Genomic DNA, 18,053 nt, shown 5'->3' with positions numbered 1-18,053 from the left:
CGAGGGCAACCGACTGAAAGCCATACCCGGTGTCTCTGGATCTCTGGACCCTACGACGGCCCGTCCGACCCACCAACAACGTAGGACCGACTGACCGCCGCCCGGGCCGGGGCGCCCCTCCCCCGGGCTCCGGCCGTCCCCCGTTCCACACCCGTTCCGTCCCGGAAGGAGCACGTCGTGCATCCCGACGTCCATCTGTTGCTGCACCACCAGCGCGCCGCCGCACTGCACGCGGCGGCGCCCCCGAGGCCCGCCCCGGCCCGGGCGCCCCGCACCCTGCGGACCCGACTGGGCTGGACCCTGGTCGAACTCGGACTGCGCCTGGCCACCGCGCCCCCGCGGCTGGGGCACGGCGTCTGACCCGGCGACCAGGAAGGGGCCGATTCCCGGCGATTGGCTCTCGCCCGGCCCCGGCGGAACCGGGAGACTGGGCGCCCGACGACTCCCAGGAGTGATGATGACGCAGGTGGCCGTGGTCACGTTCGACGGGTTCAACGAGCTGGACAGCTTCATCGCGTCCGCGCTGATCAACCGGTGCCGTGCGAACGGGCTGGAAGCCCTCATCACGACGCCGACCCCCGTGGTGACCTCGATGAACGGGGTGGAGGTGACCGGGCAGCGGCCGATGGAGTTCGTCCCCGAGGCCGATGTGGTGCTGATCGGCAGCGGGGTGCGGACCCGGGACGTGGTCGCCGAGGGCTGGTTGCCCTCCCGACTGCCGCTGGACCCGTCGCGGCAGTTGATCGGCGCGCAGTGTTCGGGTGCGTTGGTGCTGGCGCACCTGGGGCTGTTGGACTCCGCGCCGGCCTGCACGGACACCACGAGCCGGCCGTTCGTCGAGGCCCTCGGCGTCACCGTGCTGGACGCGCCGTTCCACGCGCGGGGGAACGTCGCCACCGCGGGCGGCTGTCTGGCGTCCCAGTACCTCGCCACCTGGGTGATCACCCGGACGCTCGGCGAGGAGGCCGCGCGGGGCGTCCTCGACTACGTGGCCCCGGTCGGCGAGCAGCGGGAGACCGTCGAACGCGGTCTGCGCGCCGTCCGGACGGGCGCGCTCGCCCCGCGCTGACGGCGGGGGCCGCTCCCGGTCAGCAGCTGGGGACCTTGCCGCCCGTGTCGAGGGCCTTCAGGGAGTCCACCGCGCCCTTGAGGTCGGTGACCGGGATGAGTCGCAGCCCCTCGGGGAGTTCGGCCCGGGCGTCGCCGCACTCCGCCCGGGGGACCAGGAAGACCGTCGCGCCGTCGCGCCGGGCGGCCTGGGTCTTCAGGGAGACCCCGCCCACCGGACCGACCTGGCCGTCCGCGGTGATGGTGCCGGTGCCGGCGATGGTCCGGCCGCCGGTGAGGTCGCCGCCGCTGCCGTCGCCCTCCAACTTGTCGATCACCCCGAGGGAGAAGAAGAGTCCGGCGCTGGGGCCGCCCACGTCGGCGAGCCGCAGGGTGACCCGCACCTCGTCGGAGCTGCGGCCCAGGTAGCCGAGGGCGGCCTGCACCGCGGTGTGCTGGGACTTCTCCATCTCGCGGGTGTTGTGCCGCTCGATCTCCCGGGTGGAGTCCCCGGCCGGGTACACCGCGTCGTACGGCATCACGGCCCGGTCCTCACGGAACCAGCCGTCCCAGACGGAGCCGAAGTCGACGTCGGTGCCCGGACCCGTGGCCTCGATCGTGGTCATCCGCAACTGGCCCTCGGTGCTGCGGACCGGCGCCCCCTCGATGGTGATCACGGGGGTGCCGTCGTTCTTGCCGAGGACGTCCGCGGTCAGCCCGGGTTGGGCGATGACGAAGGGCAGCGGGGCGAAGAGCGCGGTGGCCACCAGGGCGAGGACCGGGACGGCGCACAACGCGATGGCCTGGAGACGTGTGAGGCGTGGGAGCACCCTGCAACCTTACGGGCACGGGGTGCTCCGTCCCGTGCCCCGGGGACGGTCAGCGCAGGGCGTCGGCGACCTCGCGGGCCGCGTCCACCACCCGCAGCCCCACCCGCTCCGGCACCGAGTCGGAGAGCATGACCACCCCGACGCTGCCCTCCACCCCGGTCACCCCGAGCAGGGGCGCCGCCGCGCCGCTGGCGCCGGCTTCGAGTTCGCCGTGGGTGAGGGTGTAGCCGGGCTGGTCGCGCACGCCCTGCCGGGCGGCGAGGATGGCCCTTCCCGCGGCGCCCCGGTCCAGGGGGTGGCGGAACCCGGTGCGGTAGGCGACGTGGTAGTCGGTCCAGGTGGGTTCGACCACCGCGACGGCGAGGGCCTCAGCTCCGTCCACCAGGGTGAGGTGGGCGGTGGCCCCTATGTCCTCGGCGAGCGCGCGCAGCGCGGGCAGCGCCGCCTCCCGGACCAGGGGGTGCACCTGTCGGCCCAGGCGCAGCACGCCGAGCCCGACCCGGGCCCGGCCGCCGAGGTCGCGGCGGACCAGGGCGTGCTGCTCCAGGGTGGCGAGCAACCGGTACACGACGGTGCGGTTCACCCCGAGCTTGGTGGACAGTTCCGTCACGGTGAGGCCGTGGTCGGTGTCGGCGAGCAGCTTGAGGACGCGCAGTCCTCGGTCGAGCGTCTGAGAAGTCTCCGCGGTCACGACGCCCACTCCTTCGGTGATGAGGGGTCCGTGGCGTCCTCCGCGGACGGGCGGGGCCCGCCCGTCCCGGGGCGGTGCGCGCCCGCGGAGGTTGCCGGCAGCCAAGGCGGCCCGGGGCCCACGGGCGTGGCCCACCGGCACACCGGCTGCGCTCCGCGGCGGCGCTGCCACGGGGCGTGTGCGTTGCGGGGACCCTAGCGACCCGGTTCGCTCAGCGGAAGGCTCCGTCCAGAATCCGGTCTCCAACTGACGAGTAGCGTCCGATTAGTGACACTTTGCTCCTGAGTTCCGTCATTTTCCGGACCTTGTTGGGGGGCGTACGCCGGCGCGGGGTCGGTCCGGAGCCTTCGAAGCTCCGGACCGACCCCGCACCCTGCCCGCGAGGAGCTCCTCAGCGCATCCGGGTGGCCCACTCCCGCACCTTGTCGATGCGCTGACGGAGCTGGCCCGCCGTGGCCTCCGCGCTGGGCGGGCCGCCGCAGACCCGGCGCAGCTCGGTGTGGATCACCCCGTGCGGCTTGCCGCTCTGGTGCACGTAGGCGCCGACCAGGGTGTTGAGCTGCTTGCGCAGTTCCAGCAGCTCCTTGTGGGAGACCACCGGCCGCCGCTCGGCCGGCAGTTCCAGCAGGTCGGCCTCCTCGTCGGGCTTGCGGCGCGCGTGGGCGATCTGCCGGGCCTGCCGCTTCTGGAGCAGCAGTTGCACCTGGTCGGGTTCGAGGAGCCCCGGGATGCCCAGGTAGTCCTGCTCCTCCTCGCTGCCGGGGTGCGCCTGCATGCCGAACTCGGCGCCGTCGTAGAGGACCCGGTCGAACACGGCGTCCGACTCCAGCGCCTCGAAGGGCAGCGCGTCCTGCTCGCCGGTGTCCTCGTCCTGCTCCCGGTTCGCCTCCTCCAGTTCCTTCTCGGACTCGGCGTACGGGTCCTCCTCGCCCTCCTTCTTCGGCTTGTCGAGGACGTGGTCCCGCTCCACCTCCATCTCGTTGGCGAAGCCGAGCAGGTCGGGCACGGTGGGCAGGAACACCGAAGCGGTCTCGCCGCGCCGGCGGGAGCGCACGAATCGGCCCACGGCCTGCGCGAAGAACAGCGGCGTGGAGATGGTGGTGGCGTAGACGCCGACGGCCAGCCGCGGCACGTCGACCCCCTCCGACACCATGCGCACCGCGACCATCCAGCGGTCGTCGTTGTGGCTGAACTCGTCGATGCGGTCCGAGGCGCCCGAGTCGTCGGAGAGCACCAGGGTGGCCTTGTCGCCGGTGATCTCCCGGATCAGCTTGGCGTAGGAGCGGGCCGAGTCCTGGTCGGAGGCGATCACCAGGCCGCCCGCGTCGGGGATGCCCTTGCGGACCTCGGTCAACCGGCGGTCGGCGGCGCGCAGCACGTTCGGCATCCAGTCACCGCGCGGGTCGAGCGCGGTCCGCCACGCCTGGGAGATGGCGTCCTTGGTCATCGGCTCGCCGAGCCGGGCCGCGATCTCGTCGCCGGCCTTGGTCCGCCACCGCATGTTGCCGCTGTACGAGAGGAAGATGACCGGGCGCACCACCCCGTCCCCGAGCGCGCTGCCGTATCCGTACGTGTAGTCGGCGGAGGAGCGGCGGATGCCGTCGTTGCCCTCCTCGTAGGCGACGAACGGGATCGGGTTGGTGTCCGAGCGGAACGGGGTGCCGGTGAGCGCCAGGCGCCGGGTGGCCGGCTCGAACGCCTCCAGGCACGCCTCGCCCCAGGACTTGGAGTCGCCCGCGTGGTGGATCTCGTCGAGGATGACCAGCGTCTTGCGCTGCTCGACCCGGTTGCGGTGCAGCATCGGCCGCACCCCCACGCCCGCGTAGGTCACGGCCACGCCCTGGTACGTGCGGCCCAGGGGGCCCGCGCTGTACTCGGGGTCGAGCTTGATCCCTATCCGGGCGGCGGCCTCGGCCCACTGCTTCTTCAGGTGCTCGGTCGGGGCGACCACGGTCACCTGCTGCACGACGTGGTGGTGGAGCAGCCAGGAGGCGAGGGTGAGCGCGAAGGTGGTCTTCCCGGCTCCCGGGGTGGCGACGGCGAGGAAGTCGCGCGGCTGTTCCTGGAGGTACCTGTCCATCGCCCCTTGTTGCCAGGCGCGCAGCTTGCTGGCGGTTCCCCACGGGGCTCGGCCCGGGTAGGCGGGCGACAGGTGGTGCGAAGGGGTGGCGGTGGTAGTCACGGTCTCCGGTTCGACGTGGTCCGGTTCCGGCGGGCCGGTCGAGCTGCCCGCACGGGTATGACAACCGGGCCACCCTACCGGTGGCCGACCCCCGTTCCGGGCGCGAAGGGGCCCGCTCCGCAGGGGGTGAGACCCGCCTCACACACCGGCCCGACCGCCCCCGCGCACCCCGTTTCCCGGGGTCAGCGGCCCGGTGCGGGGGCGTTCGCCCGGGACGCGGACGGCCCCGGGCGGCGCACCCGGGTGGCGACCCAGACCCCGAGCACGGCCACCACCGCCATCGGCAGGAACACCACCACGAACGCGCCGGTGTGCGCGCCGGCGCCCCCGGTGGTGGCAGCGCCGTGCGCGGCCCCCACCGCGCCGCCGCCCATCGCCGCGAAGGCCGCCCCGCCCACCGCGAGCAGCAGCACGTTGGAGAGCCCGTCCGAGATCTGGAGCGCCGCCGAGTTGCTGCCGGCCTCCTGCGGCGCGGACAGTTCCAGCAGCAGCACGCTGGTGGCCGAGGTCACCAACCCCATGCCGAAGCAGCCGAAGCCCCAGGCGACCGCCACGATCCACACCGGCACCGCCGCGAGGAGCACCGTGGGCGCGGTCGCGATCGCCGCGGCCACCAGCACCATCCCCCACGCCATCAACCGGTGCCGGTACGGGGCCACCCGGGCCCGCGACTGGACGAAGCTGCCCAGCGCCCAGGTCGCGCCGCCCGCCGCCAGGGAGAGCCCGGCCAGGGTCGGCGACAGCCCGCGCTGGGTCACCAGCATCAACGGGACGAAGGACTCCGCCGCGATGAACGAGCCGGCGGCCATCCCGCGCAGCAGGACCACCGAGGGCAGCCCGCGGGCGGCCCGGTAGGTTCCGCGCGGCAGCAGCCCCAGCACCGCCGGGACGAGCAGCGCACCGCCCAGCGCCGCCGGGAGCAGCGAGAGCCAGCGCAGGTCCTGGGCGGCGTACTGCAGCAACCCCGCACCGGCCGAGATCATCAGCGCCAGGCGGATGCGCCGGCCGCGCGGTTCGGCCGTGGTCCGCGGGCCGCCCTCGGGGAGGTCGGCGGGCGGCGGGCCCGAGGCCCGACGGCGTATCTGCGGCAGCGCCAGCGCCAGTGGCACCAGCACCAGGGCCGGGACGCCCAGGAACACCCAGCGCCAGCCCAGGTGCTCGGTCACCGTGCCGGAGGCCAGCGGGCCGACCACCGAGGGCAGCACCCAACTCGCCGCGAATGCCGCCATGATCGCCGGCCGTAGCCGCTCCGGGTACGCCCGGCTCACCACCACGTACAGCGCGACGATCACCAGCCCGCCGCCGAGCCCCTGCACGGCCCGCCCGAGGATGAACAGCCACATCAGCCCGGCGGTGCCGGACAGGACGAGCCCCATCCCGAAGGCGAGGATGCCGAGGGCGAGCGGTTTCAGCGGCCCCTGCCGGTCCGCCCACTGCCCGGCCAGCACCATCCCGAACAGGCTGGTGGTGAAGTAGCCGGAGAAGGCGAAGGCGTAGAGCGAGATCCCGTCCAGTTCCCGGGCCGCCACCGGCATGGCGGTGCCGACCGCCGTCGCTTCGAACGCGATCAGCAGGACGACCGACACGATGCCGATGCTCAGGGCCCGGTACGCGGGCCCCAGCACCCCGCCCTCGACGGCCCCGGCGGGGGCCGCAGCGGCCGCGGGGTCCGGGGCACGCACCGCGATGGGTGCCGAACCCTTCGAGTGGGCCGGTTGACCGGCGGATTCAGGGGTGACGGGGAGGGGATCGGGCTCGCCGGGGTCGAAGGGGCTCATGACCACCAAAGGTAAGAGGCGCACCCGGCACCTGGCCATTGCCCGGTGCACGGAAAGCGCCTCCGCCGTTGGTCGTACGTCCCCCGCCCGGGCAGCCGCGGGGACGGCGGCGGTCGCCGTCCCCGCGGGCCGGGCCCGAGGAACGGCCCCGGGCCACCGCTTGCCGGCGGCGGGGGCCCGGCGGAGGATGGCCGGGACCCGCGCCCCGCGCCGCCCGGGACCCCGCACGCCCGGCCGCGGCCCCGGCCCCACCGGCCGACGGGCAGCGGAGACGACCCGACGAGAGGCACCGGAGAGCACCATGAGGATCCATCTGACCAGCGTCTTCGTCGACGACCAGGACAAGGCACGGCACTTCTACACCGAGGTCCTGGGCTTCGTGGTGAAGCACGACGTCCCCCTCGGCGAGGACCGCTGGCTGACGGTGGTCTCCCCCGAGGACCCCGAGGGCACGGAACTCCTGCTGGAACCGGACGGGCACCCCGCCGTGCGGCCCTACAAGACGGCCCTGGTCCAGGACGGCATCCCGGCCGCGTCCTTCTCGGTGGCCGATGTCGGCGAAGAGTTCGCCCGGCTGCGCGGGCTCGGGGTGCGCTTCACCCAGGAGCCGCTGGACGCCGGCCCGGTCACCACCGCCGTGCTGGACGACACCTGCGGCAACCTGATCCAACTCCTCCACCAGCGCTGACCCCGCCGGCGAGGACGCAGGGGCCCGACCGGCGCACACCGGTACCGGCCGGTGCCCGGTGTTAGGGTGAGCGCGTACCGCACCTCATGGCGGCCTCCCCCGTTCCACTCCACGGAGGCATCGTCATGCCCGCACCCCTGAACGTGCGCACCTTCCACCGCGAGGACCGCGACCAACTCACCGACCTGGTCAACGCCCATGTCGCCGCGGTCGTCCCCGGGGCCGGAGTCTCGGTCAACACGGTACTCAGCAGCCTGGAACGCCAGCCCGACGAGTTCGTCCTCGACCCCTGGGTCGCCGAGCGGACCACCCTCGTCGTCGAACACCGCCACCGCATCGTCGCCGCCGCCCACCTGCTGCGCTACCGCGACGACCTCGACACCGGTGACGACTACCGCGACACCGGCCACGTCCAGTGGTCCCTCCACCTGCCCGCCGACCCCGACCAGGACACCCCGGACGAGGGCGCAGCCGCCGCCGACCTGCTGCTCTCCGCGTGCCTCGCCCAACTCGACCGCTGGCAGGTCCGAGCCCGCCACGCGGACGGACAGCTCCCCTCCCCCGGCGTCTACGGCGTCCCGGCCCCCTGGCCGCACGTCCGGGCGGCGCTGGAACGCGCGGGCTTCGTCCACACCGGGCACACCGAGATCCTGCTGCTCGCCCGTCTCGTCGACCTCCCCGCGCCCCGGTCGGCGGTGCCCGTCCCCGGGCTCACCGTCCACCGGACCCTCGGCCCGCTCGGCACCCGGCTCACCGCCCGGGTCGGCACCGAGGAGCTGGCGCACGTCGAACTCGACACCTCCCTCGACCGCCCCGAACGCCACGCCCGCACCGGCGGCACCGCCGACCTCGCCGACTTCGCCCTCGCACCGGACGCCCACCCCGAGCTGTTCCCGTGGCTCCTCGGACGGGCCCGCGCCTGGCTGGAGCTGTGCGGCACCGAGCGGGTGACGGCCTGTGCCACGCCCGACGAGGAGGAGGACCTGGCCCTGCTGGGCGCCGTGGGCTTCCAGGAGCTGACCCGTACGGCACGGGGCTGGGAGCACCGACCCGGCTGAGTCCGGACGCAGGGGCCCCGCGGTCGCGGGGCCCACCCTGCCGTCACCCGGTCATCGGTCACCGGTTCAGGTGGTGGAACGTCACCTCCGGGTTCCCCGCGGTCGGCCCGGCCAGCACCGGGCGGGGCTTCCCGCTCAGGTGCCGGTCGAGGAAGGCCGCGACATAGGTCCGGGTGATCCCGGTGGTCCGGGCCGCCGGCATCGGCTCCCGCCCCGGCAGCGCGTAGTGCTCGTTCAGCACCGGCACGTCGGAGAAGCTCAGGTGATTGGTCCCGGCCACCGTCAGCCAGCGCTTCCAGCCGTTCAACCCCGGCCAGGTCTCGTCCCAGGTCCGGTCCGCCCCGCCGGGACGGTGCATCTCGTCGTCGGTCCCCAGGAGCATGAACGGCCGCCCGTCGACGCCCTGCGGCGGCAGCGCCTCCCAGAAGGCGCCGTCCATGTTGACCCCGGCGCGCACCCGCCGGTCGGCCACCATCGCGGAGGCCGCCGCCGCCCCGCCGATGGAGTGGCCGACCATGCCGATCCGCTTCCGGTCGATCGACCCGGAGTGGCGCCAGGCCGGCTGGGCACCGGTCAGCCGGTCGAGGAGGAAGGACACGTCCTTCGCCCGGGTCCGGGTGACCACGCTCGGCGGGACCCCGTCGCGGTCCAGCGCCGTGCAGGCGACGCAGGTCAGGAAGCGGCCGTCCGGCATCGAGGTGCCGAAGGACTCGTAGGCGTGGTCCACGGACGCCACCACGAACCCCCGACTCGCCAGGTCCTCCGCCAGGTTGGTCTGGGTGAACCGGGCACCGCTGAAGCCCGGCGACAGCACCACCAGCGGGTAACGCCCCTTCGATATGGGGGCGTTGACCTTGCCGTGGGTGCGCATCCGGCTCACCTGCTCGGCCGGGACGCCGGGGGCGAACCCGTCGACCATGGCCTTCGCCTCCTCGACCGTGGCGTACCGGGCCGGGGCGCCCTTGGCCGAACGGGCCGTGGGGTAGTGCATCGTGACCAGCAGCTCCCGCCCGTCCGCCGTGGGCACCCACGGATCGGTGCGGGAACGGTCCACGAGGTGGAGCACCGAACTCCCCACCCCGTGCTTGCCGGTGGGCGCGGGGAGTCGGGGTGCGGCGGCGGGGACGGCCGGCGCCGTCGAACCGGAGGCGGACGCGGGCTGGGCGACCGCCGTGCCGGCCAGACCTGCGGGCACGGCGAGCGACATCGCGAGGGCGGCCACGACGGCCGCCCGGCTCATTCGGGTCATGGCCACACGGTAGGGCGGCCGCCCGCCGTCCGCATCACCCTGCGGTCGCCCCCGTCCGGGACCGACCTCACCCCCTGGGCCGAGGGGAACCCGGACCGCATCGCCCTGAAGTACCGCACCGCGTAGGCACGTTCGCCCTCCGGGCCAGCTTCCTGCTCCATCCGCGGGCCCGTTCGTGAACGGGTCGTTGCGGTCGTGTGACAGGCCCCCGGCCCTCCTTGAGCCCGCCCGCCCCACCCGCCTACGGTGAGGACGTCACCAGCACACGGCCGTGTGCCCGAGTGGTTCAGGGACTCGCCTGCAAAGCGAGTTACGTGGGTTCGATTCCCGCCACGGCCTCTCCCGCCCCGAACGGGCACGACGGATGGGCGGCACCCCGCGCGGGGTGCCGCCCATCCGTCCGTCGGGTCCCGTCCCGCCCTCCCGCCCTACGAGGGCCCTCCGGCCCGAACGGTTCGGCAGCGCACGGGCGCACGGGTGCCCCACCCGCTCCCCCGGTGCCGGGCCAGCAGCGGGTCGGTGGCCTCCAGAACGGCACGGACCGCGTCCGCGAGGAGGGGGCGGACGGACGGGGCGGTGAGGGCGTGGGAGCGGGCGGCGGCGTCGACGTGGTGGCGGAGCCAGAGGGTGAACGCCAGCGTCGACACGTCGGTGTTGAGGGGGCGGGGCTCGGGGTCGGGCCAGTGCCAGGCGAGGACCTCGCCCGTGGTGCCGTCGACCACCACGTCGGTGTCGGGCACCAGATGGCCGACCGGCACCAGGCGGGCGGCGCGCGGGGGGAGGTCTTCGGATCCGCCGGTGACCGGGTGGGTGCGGGCGTGGTGGTCGGCGAGGGTGCGCAGGGGGAGCCGTGCGGCGACGAAGTCGCCCTGGGCCTCGGGGAGTCCGACGTCCTGGAGGAAGCGGCGGGTGGGTGCGTGGCGGAGCGCGGCGGGGAGGTCGACGTCCTCGCAGCGACTGATCCGGGCGGCGCCGAACTCCTCCGTCAGCAGCCGGCCCGGCAGTTCGAGGTGCAGGTGGAGTCCGGGGGCCGGCACCCGGGCCAAGGGCCGCACCAGGGCGGCGACCTGCCAGCGGGGCGGGACGGGGGCGCCGTGGAGTTCGGCCCGGAAGAGGTCGAGGAGCCGGCGGGCGGCCTCGGTCGCGGCCGGGAGTCCGTAGCCGGCGCCGGGGGACGGCGCGCCGGTGGTCCAGGGCGTCGGCTCCGCGGCCCGGCGCAGCGCCCGTTCGAAGCGGCGGAGCGCCCCGGGGTCGCACCCGGGTGCTGCGGGCGTCTCGGTCGTGTCCATGCGGCGGCCCCCGTGGCGTGTCGGCGAACGGTCGACGGGCCGTGGCCGGTCGTGGTGCGCCGTGGCCCCGAACGCCTGCGACGGTACGGGACCCCACTGACAGGGCCCGTCCCTCAGCCGGTCGGGGAGGTCACCACGGCGGCCTGCGGGCGGATGGGCAGTCGGGACACCGGGCGGCCGGTGGCCGCCCGCACCGCGGAGGCGATGGCGGCGGGGCTGGTGACCACGGGCACCGCGCTGACGGCCTTCGCTCCGAAGGGCGCGACCACGTCCCGTTCCTCGACGAGTTTGACGATCCGGATGCTGGGGGCGTCGAGGGCGGTGGGCAGGGCGTACCCGGTGAGGTCGGGGTGGCGGACCAGGCCCCGCGGGGTGCGGAGGTTCTCGGTGAGGGCGGCGCCCACGCCCTGGGTGACCCCGGCTTCGATGCGGGCCCTGAGCTGTGCGGGGTTGAGGATCCGGCCGACGTCCTGGGCGACGGCGAGTTCCACCACCCGGACGGAGCCGAGTTCGATGTCGACGTCGACCACCGCGCGGACGGCGCAGAACGCGAGCCCCACGAAGGCGTCGCCCTGGCCGGCCTCGTCGAGGGGCTCGGTGGGGTGCGGGCGGCACTGGGCGGTGGCCCAGAGCTCCTTGCCGTCGAGCGCCTCGCTGACGGTGGTGGAGAGCACCCCGTCGTAGGAGGTGATCTTCCCGTCGGCGATCTGGAGCAGTTCGGTGGACATGCCGAACTTGTGGGCCAGCGGCTGGAGGAGTTGGGTGCGGACCATCTTGGCCGCGCGTTCCACCGCACCGCCGGAGACCCAGGTGTGACGGCCCCGGCAGGCCGCCCCGGCGGAGGGCTGGTCGGTGTCGACGGGGGCGATGTGCACCTCGTCGACGCCCAGCGTCTCCTGGACGATCTGTTGGGCGAGGGTGCTGAAGCCCTGTCCGGTCTCGACGGCGGCGCAGATGACGGTGGCGATGCCGTCGTGGACCTTGACGGTGGCGGTGGAGACCTCGTCGGTGCCCTCCGCGCCGAGCATGTGGACCATGCCGAGGCCGTAGCCGACACCGCGGCGGACCGCGGAGGGCTCGCCGGCGCCCTCGGGGCCGCCGGGCAGCAGCCACTCGTCCTCGGGGGTGTCCTTGGGCAGCGGGGGCAGCGGGAACTCGCGGACGGCGGTGAGGAGTTCCGCGACGGGTGCGGGGCAGGTGACGGTCTGCCCGGTGGGCAGGGCGTCGCCGGTGGCGAGGACGTTGCGCATCCGCACCTCGGCCGGGTCGGCGCCGAGCGCCCGGGCGAGCTTGTCCATCTGGGCCTCGTAGGCCGCGCACACCTGGAGCGCGCCCTCCCCGCGGACGTGCCCGGAGGGCGGGTTGTTGGTGCGGACCGCCCACCCCTCGACGAACGCGTTGGGCACCACGTACGGGCCGCAGGCGAAGGCCACCGCGGCGGCGAGCGCCTCCGCCGAGGTGTCGGCGTAGGCACCGGCGTCCAGCAGCACCTGGGCCTCGACCTTGACGAGGCGGCCCTCGGCGTCGGCGTGGTGGCGGTAGCGCAGCAGGGTGGGGTGGCGGTGGGCGTGGCCGAGGAAGGACTCCTCGCGGGTGGCGGTCAGTTTGACGGGGCAGCCGGTCTTCAGGGCGAGCAGCCCGAGCGGCAGGTGGAAGCCGGGGTCGTCGCGGTCGGCGGTGGCGCCGGGCACTCCGGTGACGACGACCTTGACCCGGTCCGGGGCGAGTCCGTAGCAGGCCGCGGCGAGGTCGCGGTCGCGGTGCGGGTCGGTGGAGGCGACGTACAGTTCGACGCCGCCGTCCGGGCGGGGCACCGCGAGCCCGGCCTCGGCGCCGATGGGGGCCGGGTCCTGGCGGCCGATCCGGTAGACGCCCTCGACGATGACGGGGCCGGTGGCCCCGGGGTCGCCGTGGGCCAGCGGGATGTGCCGGATGAGGTTGCCGTCCGGGTGCAGGGGCTCGGCGGAGAACGCCTGCTCCGGGTCGACGACCGGCTCCAGCACCTCGTACTCGACGAGGACGGCGGCGGCGGCCAGCCGCGCGGTGTCCGGGTGGTCGGCGGCGACGGCGGCGATGGGTTCGCCGTGGTGGCGGACCACCTCGGAGGCGAACACGGGGCGGTCGCCCCGGCCGCGGCGGCCGAACACCGGGCTGCCGGGCACGTCCTGGTGGGTGATGACGGCCCGGACGCCGGGCATCGCCCGGGCGTGGGAGGTGTCGACGGAGAGGATGCGGGCGTGCGGGTGCGGGGAGCGCAGCACGGCGGCCCACAGCAGCCCTTCGGCCCACAGGTCGGCCGCGTAGGGGAAGGTGCCCTCGGTCTTGGCGCGGGCGTGCGGGGAGGGCACCGAGGCGCCGATGCCGTGCGGCAGCGGTTCGGAGACGGGCGCGGGGTGGGCGGTGGCGGCGGTGATCACGGTCGTCGTGGTCGTGTCGTTGCTCACGCCGCGCCTCCGTCCTGGCCGTAGGGCTCGTGCGCGGTGGGGTGGACGCCGCCCGCGCCGGGGCCCGCCTGGTGCGGGATGCGGGGTTCCCCGGGTGGTTCGGGCTCGGACGCGGCGGCGTGCGCCCGGCGTTCGGCGACCACCTCCTGGACGGCTTCGAGGACGCCGCGGTAGCCGGAGCAGCGGCACAGGTTGCCGCACAGCGCCTGGCGGGCCTCCTGGTCGGAGGGGGCGGGGTTGCCCTCCAGCAGGTCGTGGACGGTCATCGCCATGCCGGGGACGCAGAATCCGCACTGCACGGCGCCGCAGCGGGCCAGGGCCCGTTGGACGTCGGAGGGGTGGCCGTCCGCGGCGAGGCCCTCGACGGTGCGGATCTCGCTGCCCGCGGTGGTGGCGGCGGGCACCAGGCAGGAGGCGACGAGCCGGCCGTCCACCTGGATGTTGCAGGCCCCGCACTCGCCCTGGGAGCAGCCGTCCTTGGCGCCGGCGAGGCCGAGGCGTTCGCGCAGGACGTAGAGCAGCGATTCGCCGATCCACGCCTCGGTGACGGGCCGGTCGACGCCGTTGACGCGCAGCACGTAGGAGATCAGGGGGTGTTCGTCGTGGCGTGCCCCGGGGGCCGGGGCGCCCTCGGGCTCCTCGGCCGCCGGTTCCTCCGCGGGGAGGTCCTCGGGTGCTTCGGCGGTCGGTTCCTCCGGGGCGTCCGCCACCGGGTCGTCGGCCGGGGCCTGCGCGGGGGGTTCCGCGTCCGCGGCGGGTTCCGCCTCCGGCTCGGGCCGGTCGGCGGGCGGTTCGGGGGCGGGGTCCGCGGCGGCCGGCGGCTCGGGGGCGGCGGGTTCGGCCGGGGGCGGCTCCTCGACGGCCACGGACTGCGGGGCCGGCGGCTCGGGGGCGGCGGGCGGGCGGTGCGCCGGGGCGGTGTCGGTGCCGTGCGCGGGGGTCGCCTCGTGGACCGGCGTGCCGTGGACGGGGGTGGCGTCGGCGGGGGTGCCGTGCCAGTCGGGGGCCGGGGCGGCGGCCCAGGGCGCGGAGGCGCCGCCGGGCAGGGTGGCGGGCGGGGCGGCGCTCCACTGCGAGGCCAGCACGGAGGTGGTGAACTCGCCGGACTCCTCCGGCAGCTCGCTCTCGGCCAGCGGGATGGACCACTGTCCGGTGGTGCTCGGGGCCGGGTCCTGGCCGGGCGTGGCCGGCTCGGAGCGGGTCGGCAGGGCGTCCGGGAAGGTCCACTGCGCGGTGTCGCCAGTGTCGTAGCCGCCGGTGCGGGGCCGGGGTGCGGCGGCGTCCGCCGGGGCGTGCGCGGTGCCGGTGGTGTGGGCGGTCTCGGTGCCCTGCGCGGGGGTGGGCCACTCCGGGGCGTGCGGGGGCGTGCCGGAGCCCTGCGGGGCCCAGGCGTCGGCCGGGCCGGCCGCGATGTGCGGCGGGACGTAGCCGTGGCCGGGCGCGGCCAGCGGGGAGCCGGGCAGCCGGTCGAAGACGCCCTCGGGGAGTTGCACGAAGGCGGTGGCGTCGGCACCGGCCTCCGGGTCGTGGTCGCCGCTCGGGATCGGCTCCCAGCCGCCCGTGCCGCGGTGTGCGTCGGTCACGACAGCGCCCTTCCCAGTGCTCGACGGGCCAGCACGGCGACGGTGCGCCGCAGGTGCAGTACGGCGGGCGGCAGCGGCTGGGGCGTGCCGTCCTCGGCGGGTGGTGCGTCCGGGACGCAGGCGGCGGCGACGTACTCGCCGAACGCCCGGAGCGCCTCGGGCACCAGGGTGCGGCTGCCGTCCCAGTCGATGAGGGAGGCGACCCACTGCTCCGCCTCCAGGGGGCGCAGCGGCATCGGGGCGACGGCGCCCACCGCACAGCGCACCCCGCGTCGGGCCGGGTCCAGGACCAGGGCGACGGAGGCGGTGGCGCGGCCGGGGCCGGTGCGTCCGGTGGCCTTCAGGAAGACCTGGGGGGCGTGCAGCAGGGGCACCCGGACGTAGCCGATGAGTTCGCCTCCGCCGAGCCCGTCCATGCCGGTGAGCAGGTGCGAGACGGGGATCTCGCGGCGGGAACCGTCGGGGCCGGCGAGGATCACGGTGGCTTCGAGCGCGGCGAGCACCGGGAGGGCGTCGCCGGTGGGGGCGCCGGAGGCGATGTTGCCGCCGAGGGTGCCGGCGTTGCGGATCTGGGGCGGGCCGGCGGCGCGGGCGGCGGCGGCGAGCGCCGGGATCAGCGCGGCGAAGTCGGGCCGGCCCATGCGGGCGTGGGTGAGTCCCGCGCCGAGCAGGGCGTGGCCGTCCTGGTACTGCCAGCCGCGGATCTCGCTGATGCGGCCGAGGCCGACGAGCGCGGCGGGCCGCAGTTGGCCGGAGTTGACCGCGGCCATCAGGTCCGTTCCGCCGGCCACGGGTACGGCGGCGGGGTGTGCGGCGAGTGCCGCGACCGCCTCGTCGAGTGAGCCCGGCAGCATCACGGATCGCGTCGCCTGCGGTGCGTGCGTGGTCAAACCGGCTGCCCCTTCCCGCTGTCCCGCCTGGTCGTCCTGTGGCCCGTACGGTACGTGCTCACGGGCCGGACGTGGCAACTCTGGCACATCTTCACCGGTGCTCGACGCGGGGGTCCGCTAGGAGGTTTTCTTCAGAACTCCGGGGGAATGGCCCGGTTTCCACCCCGTTCGACGGTGCACGCGCATTGCCACTCTTTTGGTGGCAGCCGTGCGCCCCGTCCGCCGGGCGCACGCCGGAGCACGCGACCCTCGCGGAAACATCTCGGGAGCGGCCGATACATTCCGGACACGCCGCCGTCACCCGTGCGCGGGGCGGCACGGGCGCGCCCCCGGTGGACGCGGAAGTCCCGCGCCCGCCGGGGGCGGACGGCTGCCGGGGGCGGACGCCCCGGCGCACTCACACGTTCGGCGGCGGGCCCTCGATCGGGCGGCCCAGCAGACCGGGCCGCTGCTGCCAGGGCAGCGGGCCGGTCGGCGGCCGGTACTGGACGCCGAGGGCGTCCAGGCGCCGGTAGTGCTCCGTCATCCGGTCCTCGAACTCGGCGAAGTCCCGGTCGGCGGAGGCGGGCAGGGTGCTCCAGGCGACCTCGGCGAAGGCGGCCAGCCGCGGGAACACCTGGTAGTCCATGCGCGAGGAGTTCTCCATCACCTCGGCCCACACGTTGGCCTGGGTGCCGAGGACGTGCCGGGCCTCCTCCGGGGTCAACTCCGGCGGTACCGGCTCGAAGCGGTACACGTCCTCCAGGGTGCGGACGAAACCGATCGGCACCGGCTCGTCGGGGCCGTCGTGCTGCCGGTGGTCGAGGTAGACCTGCTGTTCCGGGCACATGACGACGTCGTGTCCGGCGCGGGCCGCGGTGATGCCGCCGCCGTAGCCGCGCCAGGAGGAAACCGCGGCGCCGGGTGCCAGGCCGCCCTCCAGGATCTCGTCCCAGCCGATGAGCCGACGGCCGCGCTCGGCGATCCAGGCGTCGAAGTGGCGGATGAACCAGGACTGGAGTTCGTCCTCGTCCTTGAGCCCGAGTTCCCGGATGCGCGCCTGCGCGGCCGGCGACTGCCGCCACTGGTCCTTGGGGCACTCGTCCCCGCCGATGTGGACGAAGGGCGAGGTCTCGGCCGGGAAGAGCGCCAGCACCTCCTCCAACACGCCCTCGTAGAAGCGCAGGGTGTGGTCGGTGGGGGCGAGGACGTTGGGGCTGACGCCCCAGGTGTCCCAGACGGTCATGGCCGCGGTGTCCACGACGTCGGCGTTGCCGAGTTCGGGGTAGGCGGTGATGGCGGCCTGCGAGTGGCCGGGGACGTCGATCTCCGGGACGATCCGGATGTGCCGGGCGGCGGCGTAGGCGACGATCTCGCGGATGTCGTCCTGGGTGTAGTAGCCGCCGTGCGGCTTGTCGTCCCAGAGCGGCGAGGCCCGGTGGCCCCACTTGGTGCGGGAGCGCCAGGCGCCGGCCTCGGTGAGCTTGGGGTAGCGCTTGATCTCGATGCGCCAGCCCTGGTCGTCGGTGAGGTGGAAGTGGAAGACGTTCAGCTTGTGGGCGGCGAGCAGGTCCAGGTACCGCAGCACGCCCTCCTTGGGCGTGAAGTGGCGGGACACGTCCATCATCATGCCCCGCCACCCGAAGCGCGGCGCGTCCTCCACGGTGACCTGCGGCAGCGTCCACTGCCGCGCCGGGTCGATCGGGGCGCGGCGGTGGGCGTCGGCGCCGAGGAGTTGACGCAGGGTCTGGGCGCCCCAGAACACCCCGGCGGGGCTGCCGCCCTCGATGCGGGTGGTGGGCGCGGCGACCGTCAGCCGGTAGCCCTCGGCGGGGAGTTCGGGGTCGACGACCAGGGCCAGGCGGTCGATCCGCCCGGGGTCGTCCCCGGGGGCCGGGGCGCCGGCCGGGGCCTCGCCGAACGGCAGTCCGGTGGCGGCGCCCAGCTGGGCGCGGAGCCAGCGGGCGGTCGGTTCGGTGCCCGGGCCGGTCTCCAGCAGGGTGCCGGTGTGCAGCTCCGGGCGGCCGTCGCCGGTGCGGACCAGTCGCCGCGGGGCGGGGACCAGGGCCCCCTCCACGGTGGGATCGTCGCCTTCTGCTGACCTGTTCGTCGCGGCTTCACCCGTCATGACGTCTTCCGTTTCCGAATCGGTGGTGTGTGCGTGCGCATCGTCGGTCGTCCGTCCGCCGGTCACTGCGGCGTCGGTCCTTTCCGGGTTCCTTCGATGGTCATTCGGGTGGGGGTGGGCAGGGGATGCTCCTATGGATGTCAAGCGGCTTCAGTGAGGTCGCTTTGAGTGGTTTGCGGGTTGATGTCGGTGGTCCGGATCGACCGCATCAGGACGC

Annotated in this window: 14 protein-coding genes and 1 tRNA gene; 5 read left to right on the top strand and 10 right to left on the bottom strand. The window is 75.0% G+C overall.

All coding sequences use genetic code 11. The features are described 5' to 3' along the window. Nucleotides 1-177: 177 nt before the first annotated feature. On the top strand, nucleotides 178-360 hold the full coding sequence (locus ABT092_RS29645; protein WP_351249346.1) for a hypothetical protein: 183 nt from the start codon (nucleotides 178-180) through the stop codon (nucleotides 358-360). A gap of 97 nt (nucleotides 361-457) precedes the next feature. Beyond that, nucleotides 458-1,069, top strand: a complete 612-nt coding sequence (locus tag ABT092_RS29640; protein WP_351249350.1) for a type 1 glutamine amidotransferase family protein — start codon at nucleotides 458-460, stop codon at nucleotides 1,067-1,069. Nucleotides 1,070-1,088: 19 nt separating this feature from the next. On the opposite strand, the gene ABT092_RS29635 is transcribed toward ABT092_RS29640, so the two are convergent. From ABT092_RS29635 to ABT092_RS29620, 4 genes are all read right to left on the bottom strand, one after another. After that, nucleotides 1,089-1,877: a S16 family serine protease gene (locus ABT092_RS29635; RefSeq protein ID WP_351249344.1), complete on the bottom strand. Its 789-nt coding sequence runs from the start codon at nucleotides 1,875-1,877 to the stop codon at nucleotides 1,089-1,091. A gap of 49 nt (nucleotides 1,878-1,926) precedes the next feature. Continuing rightward, a complete protein-coding gene (locus ABT092_RS29630) occupies nucleotides 1,927-2,568 on the bottom strand; it encodes an IclR family transcriptional regulator (RefSeq protein WP_351249342.1) in 642 nt (213 codons plus the stop codon). A 391-nt stretch (nucleotides 2,569-2,959) separates the two neighbouring features. Then, entirely contained in the window at nucleotides 2,960-4,750 is a 1,791-nt protein-coding gene (locus tag ABT092_RS29625) for a DEAD/DEAH box helicase (RefSeq protein ID WP_351249340.1), read from the bottom strand. Nucleotides 4,751-4,932: 182 nt separating this feature from the next. Next, nucleotides 4,933-6,528 (bottom strand): MFS transporter, encoded by a 1,596-nt coding sequence (locus ABT092_RS29620; protein WP_351249338.1) that lies wholly within the window; start codon nucleotides 6,526-6,528, stop codon nucleotides 4,933-4,935. 301 nt (nucleotides 6,529-6,829) lie between these two features. Between ABT092_RS29620 and ABT092_RS29615 the strand changes: the two genes are divergently transcribed. Both ABT092_RS29615 and ABT092_RS29610 read left to right on the top strand, forming a co-directional pair. Further along, a complete protein-coding gene (locus tag ABT092_RS29615) occupies nucleotides 6,830-7,216 on the top strand; it encodes a VOC family protein (protein WP_351249336.1) in 387 nt (128 codons plus the stop codon). Between the two features lie 125 nt (nucleotides 7,217-7,341). After that, on the top strand, nucleotides 7,342-8,274 hold the full coding sequence (locus ABT092_RS29610; RefSeq protein ID WP_351249334.1) for an N-acetyltransferase: 933 nt from the start codon (nucleotides 7,342-7,344) through the stop codon (nucleotides 8,272-8,274). Between the two features lie 58 nt (nucleotides 8,275-8,332). On the opposite strand, the gene ABT092_RS29605 is transcribed toward ABT092_RS29610, so the two are convergent. Then, nucleotides 8,333-9,523, bottom strand: coding sequence for an alpha/beta hydrolase family protein (locus ABT092_RS29605; RefSeq protein WP_351249332.1), 1,191 nt, complete (start codon nucleotides 9,521-9,523; stop codon nucleotides 8,333-8,335). Nucleotides 9,524-9,790: 267 nt separating this feature from the next. Between ABT092_RS29605 and ABT092_RS29600 the strand changes: the two genes are divergently transcribed. Further along, nucleotides 9,791-9,862: transfer RNA gene (locus tag ABT092_RS29600), tRNA-Cys, on the top strand. 89 nt (nucleotides 9,863-9,951) lie between these two features. Here the strand turns inward: ABT092_RS29600 and ABT092_RS29595 are convergent. From ABT092_RS29595 to ABT092_RS29575, 5 genes are all read right to left on the bottom strand, one after another. After that, the gene (locus tag ABT092_RS29595; RefSeq protein ID WP_351249330.1) at nucleotides 9,952-10,812 is read right to left on the bottom strand and encodes an SUKH-4 family immunity protein; all 861 of its coding nucleotides are present in this window, start codon (nucleotides 10,810-10,812) and stop codon (nucleotides 9,952-9,954) included. A gap of 113 nt (nucleotides 10,813-10,925) precedes the next feature. Then, nucleotides 10,926-13,256 (bottom strand): xanthine dehydrogenase family protein molybdopterin-binding subunit, encoded by a 2,331-nt coding sequence (locus tag ABT092_RS29590; protein ID WP_451361418.1) that lies wholly within the window; start codon nucleotides 13,254-13,256, stop codon nucleotides 10,926-10,928. After that, on the bottom strand, nucleotides 13,253-14,839 hold the full coding sequence (locus ABT092_RS29585; RefSeq protein ID WP_351249328.1) for a (2Fe-2S)-binding protein: 1,587 nt from the start codon (nucleotides 14,837-14,839) through the stop codon (nucleotides 13,253-13,255). Before ABT092_RS29585 ends, ABT092_RS29590 begins: the two co-directional genes overlap by 4 nt. Further along, the gene (locus ABT092_RS29580) at nucleotides 14,836-15,729 is read right to left on the bottom strand and encodes an FAD binding domain-containing protein (RefSeq protein WP_351249326.1); all 894 of its coding nucleotides are present in this window, start codon (nucleotides 15,727-15,729) and stop codon (nucleotides 14,836-14,838) included. Before ABT092_RS29580 ends, ABT092_RS29585 begins: the two co-directional genes overlap by 4 nt. A 397-nt stretch (nucleotides 15,730-16,126) precedes the next feature. Further along, nucleotides 16,127-17,836, bottom strand: coding sequence for a beta-N-acetylhexosaminidase (locus ABT092_RS29575; protein ID WP_351249324.1), 1,710 nt, complete (start codon nucleotides 17,834-17,836; stop codon nucleotides 16,127-16,129). Between the last annotated feature and the right edge of the window lie 217 nt (nucleotides 17,837-18,053).

It is taken from the genome of Streptomyces sp. NPDC002490 (assembly GCF_040296045.1).
Taxonomy (GTDB): domain Bacteria; phylum Actinomycetota; class Actinomycetes; order Streptomycetales; family Streptomycetaceae; genus Streptomyces.
Note: the sequence above shows the minus strand (reverse complement) of the source record. Positions and strands in the feature narration are given on the sequence as shown.